General features: G+C 27.9%; 5 protein-coding genes. 2 read left to right on the top strand and 3 right to left on the bottom strand.

Annotated elements, in window-relative coordinates:
• Both NSA58_RS18470 and NSA58_RS18465 read left to right on the top strand, forming a co-directional pair.
• A partial coding sequence (locus NSA58_RS18470; RefSeq protein ID WP_257560816.1) for a hypothetical protein occupies window positions 1-681 on the top strand: 681 nt, incomplete at its 5' end.
• A gap of 360 nt (window positions 682-1041) precedes the next feature.
• Window positions 1042-1179 (top strand): hypothetical protein, encoded by a 138-nt coding sequence (locus NSA58_RS18465; RefSeq protein WP_257560815.1) that lies wholly within the window; start codon window positions 1042-1044, stop codon window positions 1177-1179.
• Between the two features lie 379 nt (window positions 1180-1558).
• On the opposite strand, the gene NSA58_RS18460 is transcribed toward NSA58_RS18465, so the two are convergent.
• From NSA58_RS18460 to NSA58_RS18450, 3 genes are read right to left on the bottom strand one after another with little or no spacing between them, the layout of a single operon-like run.
• Window positions 1559-2131: a manganese catalase family protein gene (locus tag NSA58_RS18460; RefSeq protein ID WP_039681292.1), complete on the bottom strand. Its 573-nt coding sequence runs from the start codon at window positions 2129-2131 to the stop codon at window positions 1559-1561.
• Window positions 2132-2185: 54 nt separating this feature from the next.
• Window positions 2186-2449, bottom strand: coding sequence for a spore coat protein CotJB (locus NSA58_RS18455; protein WP_074079493.1), 264 nt, complete (start codon window positions 2447-2449; stop codon window positions 2186-2188).
• A complete protein-coding gene (locus NSA58_RS18450) occupies window positions 2436-2669 on the bottom strand; it encodes a spore coat associated protein CotJA (protein WP_074079494.1) in 234 nt (77 codons plus the stop codon). The genes NSA58_RS18455 and NSA58_RS18450 overlap by 14 nt, the downstream gene beginning before the upstream one ends.
• Window positions 2670-2760 lie beyond the last annotated feature (91 nt).

Genomic DNA, 2760 nt, shown 5'->3' with positions numbered 1-2760 from the left:
AAAGAAAATAATTTTAAAGGGAGTGTTTATAAAATACAAAAACTTATAGCTATAATTTTCTTAGCAGTAGGTGTTATAGGATTTTTATCTTCTTTTGTTATCACATTAAAAAATAAAAATATTAATGAGTATAATGAAAACATACAAAATTATATAAGTAATGTACCAGGAACTTTATATAATATAAGTGAAATATATGTAAATGATGAAAACATTATCATATCAAGTAAAGAGGAGCATAGCACACAGGTGTTTGCCAAGAATGGTACATTTATTTTTAGATTATTTATGCCATATGATTTTGTAGTTAATGTTGAAATAAACGATACCAGTAACATGGAGGTGTATACACGGAAGAATCATAGTAGTATATATTATAAGTATATAGTAGATATAGATAACCAGAAAATTGTAAGTTTAGAGTGTCTTGGAGAAAGCGATGAGGAAGAGATTGATAAGTCAAAAGCTTATTTCTTAGATTTTCCTAAATATGAAAATAGTAAAGAATATTATGAGCTTAAGTATAACAAGCTATTGGTTTTAGTTGGAAGTGAAAAAAAGGTGATAAATATAACTGATTTTAAGATGATGCCATTGCCAACTATTACGTATGCTATTTTAGATTTACAAGGTTTTGTAGGGATATTACTTGGTAGAAAGATATTAATTAGTGAGGGTTAAAGTTATCAGCTAACTCTAAGAAAATTCAAATAAAAGATAGATTTATAAAAGTCTCTAATTAATAATATTAGCAACAGGTATGAATAAATATATCATACCTGTTGTGATATTTTACCATTCAAAATATTATCTAACATTTATATAAAAAACTATATAAACAATATTTACAGACTATACTTATGGTAATGTAGGAAGCGTAGTTACCAGATTTGTAATAGATAGCAAGTCAAGCCATTTCAATGGACTTGACTATGATGTCCGGGCGTAGGAAAGTTGATACTGTGTGTCAACTTTTGCTATGCAGATTCAAATGACTAAGTAAAAGGATTAAAATTTGAATACAATAGTGATGGCTGGTTAATGAAAATAAAAGCCAAGATAAAAAGAAACTTTTTAATAGGAGAAGCTAACTATAGAGAATATACTTACGATACATATGGAAAAGTAAAAAATATAAAACTAATTTTAATAAACAACAGTGAACCGTATCACAAGTAAGGAAGGTGATTTGTTATAATAGTTTAATATAAAGAGTAACCGAGTTATTGGTTTAAATTAAGAAGAACAAAAAATGAGTGAATACATATGTGTATAAGGTAGACAGTCTGTATTCATATGAATTTAAGGCGATAAATAAGAATAAAATAGAAGAAAATATAACATAATATAAATATTTTGCAAAAATAACCATATAAGTTAAAACTGAAGACTTAGGTGAAAGAGGTAAGTAGTATAGGTGTGCAAAGCCAAGGTTAAATGCAAATTTAAATAAAAAATGTATAAAAAGGGAAACTTAAATTAATTTAAGTTCCCCCCTTTTTAAGTTTATATATTAATTATTGTAAAAACAATCATAGTTATTTTTTATTAATACTTATTAAAATTGTCGCTTACATTCTGTAAATTCATAAATATCCATTAACGCCTCACCAAATCTTTGATAGTGTACTATTTCTCTTTGACCTAAAAAACGTAATACATCTTTTAAATCACAGTCATCAGTTAAATTTAGTAACTGGTAATAAGTTGCTAATGCTTTTTGCTCAGCAGCCATGTCCTCGTGTAAATTAGTTACAGCATCTCCAAATACATTAATATAAGCTGTAGTAAAATTTACGCCATTAGCATCTACTGGTTGGAGTCCATGTCCAAAAGTTGCATAGTTTGGTCCAAGTCCAGCAGCCTTAAGCTCTTCAGGAGTACACTTACTAGTTAATTGATATAGAATAGAAGATATTATTTCGACGTGAGCCATTTCTTCTGTACCTATGTCAGTTAAAAGGGCACGAGATTTTCCAGTTGGCATAGTGTATCTTTGCTGAATATATCTAATTGCAGCAGCAAGTTCGCCATTAGGTCCTCCTAATTGAGTCATTATAAGTTTAGCCATCCTTGGATCTGAATTTTTTATGTTAACTGGGTACTCCAATGTTTTTTGGTAAATCCACATATTAACTTGACCTCCTTTAAATATTAAAAAATAAGTTAACTTTTATATTGTATATTATCTATAGAATTCATTGTCCCATGGCCAAGGATTACATACCCATTGCCAAGAATATGAGTCTGGTACATACCCGAAATTAGTTAATGGTCCATATTCATCTTCATAATCACGTTTAGCTTGCATAAACTTACAGCTGTATGTGTTGTATGAACGTAGAGCGTGTTCATCATCTGGATTGTTATCTAAATATAAATTTAATTCTATACAAGCAAATTGATATTCTAAAAGTGTATTTAAAAGTTCTTTTCTATTTGATCTCATAACTACCTTGTACACCCCTTTTGCATTTAACTCTATTTTTAGGATTTTCATATAACCAGTCATTATAATTATTTGATTCTACTAAATCTAGCTCTGGGAATAAAGTGCCTCTTCGTAAAGCTGTTTTTAAATCATATGAGTCAGTATAAACTTGACTATTTATATATGGTCTAGCTAATTCATAACCACAGTTTTGTTTGATATTTTTATAGTTATCCATAATCATTCTCCTTAATTTGTTGAATTTAGAAGTAATTAAATTTTTTATACTTTTATATTTATATCTAAATATGATAATTAGTTTTAATAAT

The organism is Terrisporobacter muris, assembly GCF_024621905.1.
GTDB classification, from domain to species: Bacteria; Bacillota; Clostridia; order Peptostreptococcales; family Peptostreptococcaceae; genus Terrisporobacter; species Terrisporobacter muris.
The sequence above is the reverse complement of the archived record's forward strand: the minus strand, read 5'-3'. Positions and strand labels throughout refer to the sequence as shown.